Origin of the sequence: Pantoea sp. R102 (assembly GCF_004916815.1) — a bacterium.
GTDB classification, from domain to species: Bacteria; Pseudomonadota; Gammaproteobacteria; order Enterobacterales; family Enterobacteriaceae; genus Pantoea; species Pantoea dispersa.
In genome coordinates this window covers 1-6,211 of record NZ_SDFT01000047.1, presented here as the reverse complement: position 1 = coordinate 6,211, position 6,211 = coordinate 1, and the positions used below count along the sequence as shown (strand labels likewise).

General features: G+C 51.6%; 8 protein-coding genes and 1 riboswitch. Of the genes, 4 read left to right on the top strand and 4 right to left on the bottom strand.

The genetic code is table 11. The features are described from left to right. Positions 1-129: 129 nt before the first annotated feature. The 3 genes from fbaB to thiM form a co-directional block, all read right to left on the bottom strand. Positions 130-1,182, bottom strand: a complete 1,053-nt coding sequence (gene fbaB / locus ERD80_RS06705) for a class I fructose-bisphosphate aldolase (protein WP_058757271.1) — start codon at positions 1,180-1,182, stop codon at positions 130-132. Between the two features lie 146 nt (positions 1,183-1,328). Continuing rightward, complete coding sequence (gene thiD / locus ERD80_RS06700; RefSeq protein WP_058769946.1) at positions 1,329-2,129, bottom strand: bifunctional hydroxymethylpyrimidine kinase/phosphomethylpyrimidine kinase; 801 nt, start codon at positions 2,127-2,129, stop codon at positions 1,329-1,331. Beyond that, positions 2,126-2,911 (bottom strand): hydroxyethylthiazole kinase, encoded by a 786-nt coding sequence (thiM, locus tag ERD80_RS06695; protein ID WP_058769945.1) that lies wholly within the window; start codon positions 2,909-2,911, stop codon positions 2,126-2,128. The genes thiD and thiM overlap by 4 nt, the downstream gene beginning before the upstream one ends. 33 nt (positions 2,912-2,944) lie before the next feature. Continuing rightward, positions 2,945-3,041, bottom strand: a riboswitch (TPP riboswitch). Between the two features lie 258 nt (positions 3,042-3,299). Between thiM and ERD80_RS06690 the strand changes: the two genes are divergently transcribed. Beyond that, the gene (locus ERD80_RS06690; RefSeq protein ID WP_136546281.1) at positions 3,300-3,704 is read left to right on the top strand and encodes a hypothetical protein; all 405 of its coding nucleotides are present in this window, start codon (positions 3,300-3,302) and stop codon (positions 3,702-3,704) included. 475 nt (positions 3,705-4,179) lie between these two features. Here the strand turns inward: ERD80_RS06690 and ERD80_RS06685 are convergent, their stop codons facing one another. Then, positions 4,180-4,467, bottom strand: coding sequence for a hypothetical protein (locus ERD80_RS06685; protein ID WP_136546279.1), 288 nt, complete (start codon positions 4,465-4,467; stop codon positions 4,180-4,182). Positions 4,468-4,615: 148 nt separating this feature from the next. On the opposite strand from ERD80_RS06685, the gene ERD80_RS06680 reads away from it, so the two are divergent. From ERD80_RS06680 to ERD80_RS22630, 3 genes are all read left to right on the top strand, one after another. Beyond that, positions 4,616-4,948 carry a hypothetical protein gene (locus ERD80_RS06680; RefSeq protein ID WP_136546277.1) on the top strand — a complete coding sequence of 111 codons (333 nt, stop codon included), beginning with the start codon at positions 4,616-4,618 and terminating at the stop codon, positions 4,946-4,948. A 116-nt stretch (positions 4,949-5,064) separates the two neighbouring features. Continuing rightward, the gene (locus tag ERD80_RS06675; RefSeq protein ID WP_136546275.1) at positions 5,065-6,030 is read left to right on the top strand and encodes a hypothetical protein; all 966 of its coding nucleotides are present in this window, start codon (positions 5,065-5,067) and stop codon (positions 6,028-6,030) included. After that, a partial coding sequence (locus ERD80_RS22630; RefSeq protein WP_211145571.1) for a hypothetical protein occupies positions 6,024-6,211 on the top strand: 188 nt, incomplete at its 3' end. The genes ERD80_RS06675 and ERD80_RS22630, both read left to right, overlap by 7 nt.

Below are 6,211 nucleotides of genomic sequence, written 5' to 3'. Positions count from 1 at the left end.
CCCACCGGGAGAGGGAGCTGTTCCAGTAAGCTGTCAGAGAATTAACGCATTAAAAAACCGCCCAATACTGTTCCCTCTCCCGCCTGCGGGAGAGGGTTAGGGTGAGGGTGAAAAACGCACCTCACACCATCAGGCAATCGTCACATCCTTCGCCAGATACACATCCTGCACCGCATTAATCAGCGCCACGCCCTCTTTCAGCGACTTCTTAAACGCCTTGCGCCCGAGAATCAGCCCCATGCCGCCGGCGCGTTTATTGATTACCGCCGTACGCACCGACTCTGCCACATCGGTCGCACCGGCTGAAGCACCGCCGGAGTTAATCAGCCCGGCGCGGCCCATGTAGCAGTTGGCTAGCTGGTAGCGCACCAGGTCGATCGGATTCTCACTGGTCAGCTTGCTGTACACGCGCTCATCGGTGTGGCCAAACTTCACCGCGTTATAGCCGCCGTTATTCTCTGCCATTTTCTGCTTCACAATGTCGGCACCAATGGTGGCCGCCAGATGGTTAGCCTGACCGGTTAAATCGGCGCTGGCGTGATAATCCACCCCATCCTTCTTGAAATCGTTGTTGCGCAGATAGGCCCACAGCACCGTCACCATGCCCAACTCGTGCGCACGCTCGAAGGCCGCTGCAATTTCCTCGATCTGCCGGCGTGACTGCTCAGAGCCAAAATAGATGGTGGCGCCGACCGCAACCGCGCCCATGTTGAACGCCTGTTCAACGCTGGCGTACAGCGTCTGGTCATACTGCGTGGGATAGCTCAGGGTTTCGTTATGGTTCAGCTTGACCATAAACGGGATGCGGTGCGCGTAGCGACGTGACACGGAGGCCAGCACGCCATAGGTTGATGCCACACAGTTACAGCCGGCTTCAATCGCCAGCTCGACGATATTCTTCGGGTCGAAATAGGCCGGATTGGCAGCGAACGAGGCGCCGGCAGAGTGTTCGACGCCCTGATCCACCGGCAGAATCGACAGATAGCCGGTACCCGCCAGACGGCCGGTGTTGTAGAGCGTCTGCATATTGCGCAGTACCGCAGGAGAACGATTGTTATCAATCATCACGCGATCGACATAATCCGCGCCCGGCAAATAAAGGCTGTCCGCTGGAATGGTCATGCAGCGATGTTGAAGAAGCGTATCCGCCTCTTTACCCAATAACTGTACGATGTCCGTCATGTTCGCTCCTGATAAATGGCTGGAAAAGAACCGGCACCTGCCGATTCGCCCCCACAGCCTGGACCGAAACGCGCCAGGCTGGCAAATTGCTGACTCCATTTTTCAGACGGATACGCAGTGAAAAAACGGCAATCTGGCGTTACGCCCTACCACCACTGATGGAAATGATGCACCGGCCCAATGCCGTGGCCGACCTCAAGCGAATCGGCGTGCAGCAGCGCCTGCTGCAGCCAGGCCTTGGCCTCCGCTACGGTGCCCGCCCAGTCCGCATGGCGCGGTCGCAATGCCGCCAGCGCCGCCGACAACGTGCAGCCGGTGCCGTGCGTATGACGGGTGTTAACGCGCGGCGCGGTAAAGCGCTGGCGGCCGGCGCGGGTGATCAGCCAGTCCGGGCTTTCCGCATCGCTGAGATGACCGCCCTTCATCAGCACCGCTTCACAGCCCAGCTCCAGCAGCGCATCGCCCTGTTGCAGCATAGTCGCCTCGTCCTGCGCCATGCGGCAACCCAGCAGCGCCGCGGCTTCCGGCAGGTTGGGTGTGATCAGCGATACCTGCGGTAGCAGCCGTTCACGAATGCTGGCTACCGCATCGGGCGACAGCAGCGCATCGCCACTTTTGGCAATCATCACCGTATCCAGCACCACAAACGGCAGGCTGGCGCGTTTCAGCTTCTCTGCCACCACCTCAACAATCGCCGTCTCCGCCAGCATACCGATTTTCGCGGCGTCAATGCGCACGTCGTCCAGCACCGAGTCGAGCTGTGCAGCGACAAATGCCGGTTCGATGCGATACACCGACTGCACGCCGCGGGTGTTCTGTGCCACCAGCGCGGTAATCACGCTGGTGCCGTACGCGCCGAGCGCGGAAAACGCTTTCAAATCGGCCTGGATACCTGCGCCGCCGCTGGGGTCGGTGCCGGCAATGGTCAATGCATTGATACGTTTCATGCCGCCACCTCCAGCGTCCAGAGCGCATCGAGAAAAGCGGCGACGAAGCTGCCCGGCCCTGCCACGCTGCGCGCGGCCTGCTCACCGGCCAGCGACATCAAGCGGCAGGCCGCTGCCACGTGCTGGAGGCGCTCGCCCGGCAGGCTGCTGCACGCCGCGACGACGGCGGATAGCGCACAACCGGTACCGACCACGCGCGTCATCAGCGGGCTGCCGCCGGGTATTGCCAGCGTCTGGCGGCCATCGGTGACGTAATCGACTTCGCCGGTTACCGCAACGATAGTCGTGCAGCGTTGCGCCAGCTGCTGCGCGGCGTTCAGTGCAGCATCGGCCTGATGCACGCTATCCACACCGCGTCCGCCCGTGGCCTGGTGCGCTAAGGCGAGAATCTCTGAAGCGTTGCCGCGAATGGCCGCCGGTCGCAGGCTTAGCAGCTGCTGACAGAATTCCGTACGCAGGGTTAGCGCGCCTACCGCCACCGGATCGAGCGTCCACGGTGTGCCGGCCTGGTTAGCGGCCTGTACCGCCGCCAGCATCGCATCGCGGCGCTCGCGGGTTAAGGTGCCAACGTTAATCAGCAGCGCATCGGCGAAACCGGCAAACTGCGCCGCTTCATCGCCATCAATCACCATCGCGGGCGAAGCCTGCAGTGCCAGCAGCACGTTGGCGGTAAAAGTTTGCACCACGTCGTTGGTCATACAGTGCACCAGCGGTGCCTGCTGCCGCAGCAGTTGCAGAGAGTGCGCGAGTTGCGCCGGGGAAAGAGGGTCAGGCTGTGTCATAAGGCTCCCAACCGGCAATCAGGAAGGCGAATGCGGTCAGGCATCTGACTTCCCTACGCTGGCATTATCCAGATCAGGTATTACGGGTATTTCTCAGCCTTCACAAAGAAGGGCACCCCGAGTCATATAGAAGTATTACTTCCATCAATATAGCAGCTTACGGGAAGTGGCTTGTTTGCACAAGCCGGTTACAGATGCCTGACCGCATTCTTTGACGCGTAAGAGATTATCACAGCTTTATACCAGTTTTATCACACCCTTTATCTCACCAGCCCCCTCTTGTTCTATACAGGGTGGTTAATAATCTGCTTGCTATAAGTGAAGCGGCAGAGCAATACTACATGGTTATTATCTCTGTCTTAAATTTAATGGGAAAAATCAATAAAAAATGAAAAAATACTTGGGAATTTTAATTATATTCATAACCTTCACGGCAAAAGCAATTACCGTACAAGAGTTTATAAATGCTCAAGCAATCATTGACTCACCATTGAAAAGACAAACACCTCCTGATGATTCAGAACAGCAAGCTATACTAGCTTTAAAGAATTTATTGAACACAAGTATTACAGGAATGGTTGAAGGGGTTTTAGCCACCAATGGAATGTATGGAATCAGAACAGGTAGCCAACTATTATGCGTCAAGAGCATAGACACTGATGAACTTATAAAAGGGCTAACTTATCTTTGGGATAAATCATCAAAAGAAATGAGAATGTCAATCGCTGATGCCAACCTTAGCACTTACATTGTTACATATTTAGAGAAGAAATATAAATGTGTTAAGGCTTGATTAAGTTAAGCTAAGTGTTATGTTCATCAAATTATCTTCATAGATCTTATCATAATTAATAACACCCTCTATAGCGCTCTAGAATCCATCCTAAGCGCTTTTCTTTCTCACCAATGCATTGCCACCCACTTTGCATTTAAACTCAACAGAGAGCCTCCTATGAAGCCTGAGATCATTTCAGAAATGCTATCATAAGCCTTTTCAAATAAAGGAAGTCGCAAGCAAGCTTCCTCCTCCCATTTCAAAGCAAAGGCATTCGCTCGCAAGCTCACTCACAAGGACAATTTCCCGCTATCTACGCTTGCCTGCTTCGTCTCGTTCCCCTCACGCAAGGTGAAGGGGAAACATCGACAGCAGCCTACGCTTCGATTTACGCGTGAAAATCGGAACCATGACACCATGCAACTCTCATGGAAATTTGTGACAGAGAAATGCAGAAAAGTGGAAAAAAGTGAAAAATAAATTCCCTTACTTTTCAAGCATAAGACTTCTGGCCTAAAAATAATTTGTCACAAAACGCTGAAATAGGACTGTATAGATAATATAGGGCAATGAAAAAGTAGAACGCATTACTTCCCTGTTTCCTTTCTTCCTCATCTGGCATATGTGGGAAAGCACGACTAGCTGCCGTGTCTCCTTCGACAAGAGAAATAGCAGGGTTGGTCCCCTGTGAGTATGCCAATAGAGAATGCAAGACATTTTCCTCTTGCGTTCTTTTCCTCAAAAGGGGCGGGCCTTCCTCCTGTCCCCTTTTCTTATTCATCTGCGTAGTGCCCTCCTTCACTGCGGAGAATGTTGTTGTTCTGTCAGAGCATGGATGCTCATCCCTAAGACAGACAACTAAGGAGCCTTCCTGTTTTGCCCCTCAAAGGCGTACAGGTTACTTTATTCCTTACAGGAAACTTAAAACTATGAACGCATCAAAAGCAGCAGCCGCTGTAAATCTAAACCCATTGCATTACCACAGAACTAAAAACTTTATCTTATGCGGAAAAGTAGAACGCTTTAACGGAGATATGAAACTAGTCTACGCACACCTTGTCAGATTACAGAATAATCACAAGCGTGTGTTTGTTAACTTTGACGCGTTAGATGCTTTGTATGGCTTAGGCGAAGACGCCCAGCTCTTCACAGGTTCACGCGTAATCATTCAGAAATTTTTAGAAATGGGATTACTGAAGAAACATGATGACGGAATGAGGTATTTCTATTCTGTTCACACTCCAGTGCTGGAGGTAATATAATGGATTTTGTCTCTCTTTTTCTCCTTACTGCGTTACTCGTTTCTTGGTGGCCTTGATACCTACTTCCGTAATTAATATCTACTTCCGAAATAAAACTATAATAATCCGGGAACACTATGAGCATTGAAATGATGATGATTGGCGGACAGATGAACGCCGTAGACACAGCCACTGGTGAGATTGTTAACACGCAGATTGATTGCCTGCCTGATGCGTTTGATATTCCTTCATGCGTTCAAACAGCCCTGTTCGGCGATGAAGTTACTAAGCCAGTAATATCTACTTCCGAAATAAAGACGGAAACAAGAGGCCGTAAGGCTAAGGTAACAGATAACCCTTATGCGTCTCTGTTTGCTAATGCGTCATACGATGAAGATACAGGAGCCTGTTCTCTTGGAAAGCGTATGGATGATTTGCTCTATTCAGTAGCCACTACCACTGAGAAGTCTACACGCATCCCTGTCAATCAACTCATCTTTGTAATGAAGAGTGCTGAATTAAGCACTAAGGGAATCATGGAAACAATCAACAAGCGTAGAGCACTGAAGAAATCAGACACTGTCGGGGAGCGTTATGCTCGTATTCTTCGCACTGCCGCTGACATCCTGATACGTCGCCTGGGAGAGCCTGAGAACGCCGATGCAATTCAACTCGACGCTGGTATGGCTTTCTCATTTGAACTAGATAGCGTGGCTTACAAGCGCTCTGAAGGCAGCTCTAACGCTGTGGTGTGCCCTATTGAATTCACTGAAGGAGACAAAGAGACATTGCGCCGCTTAGCCGTTGCCGGTTTAGATGCTCAGTTTGAAACTCATATTCAGAAAGTGACTGAACAATCTGGCCGTATGTTACAGCGAATTGAGAGCAAAGCTGTTCCATTTGAGAAAGTGTATGAAGTTGTCACCGCTGAATTCCCTTACGAGAGCGTTCAGGTTGAGGCAGAGCAGCCAGATGAATACAGCAAATGGATTGACGCCATCAACGATAAGAAATCTGTTGCAGATGCATCTGATGAGCCTGACTGGTGGATCAGCCCTATGCAGGTTTCCGTATACACAGACGAGGACAATGAGCCGTGGTAAACCCTAAAAAGCCGCAAGGCTGTTTGCTGCCCCTTGAACTTTCTAAGCGCGTAGACGCCATCAAAGGGGAATGCAGCCGTAATGCGTATATGGTGCGTATAATTTCCCACTACATGAATCTAGTAGATGGCGGACACATTAACCCGGCAGGAAATGAAAAGTATGAATCGCCACGGATAAT

Bases quoted from the DNA above. Each gene is read 5' to 3' on its own strand.
- fbaB (WP_058757271.1), bottom strand. From the start codon at position 1,182: ATGACGGACATCGTACAGTTATTGGGTAAAGAGGCGGATACGCTTCTT.
- thiD (WP_058769946.1), bottom strand. From the start codon at position 2,129: ATGAAACGTATCAATGCATTGACCATTGCCGGCACCGACCCCAGCGGC.
- thiM (WP_058769945.1), bottom strand. From the start codon at position 2,911: ATGACACAGCCTGACCCTCTTTCCCCGGCGCAACTCGCGCACTCTCTG.
- ERD80_RS06690 (WP_136546281.1), top strand. From the start codon at position 3,300: ATGAAAAAATACTTGGGAATTTTAATTATATTCATAACCTTCACGGCA.
- ERD80_RS06685 (WP_136546279.1), bottom strand. From the start codon at position 4,467: ATGAATAAGAAAAGGGGACAGGAGGAAGGCCCGCCCCTTTTGAGGAAA.
- ERD80_RS06680 (WP_136546277.1), top strand. From the start codon at position 4,616: ATGAACGCATCAAAAGCAGCAGCCGCTGTAAATCTAAACCCATTGCAT.
- ERD80_RS06675 (WP_136546275.1), top strand. From the start codon at position 5,065: ATGAGCATTGAAATGATGATGATTGGCGGACAGATGAACGCCGTAGAC.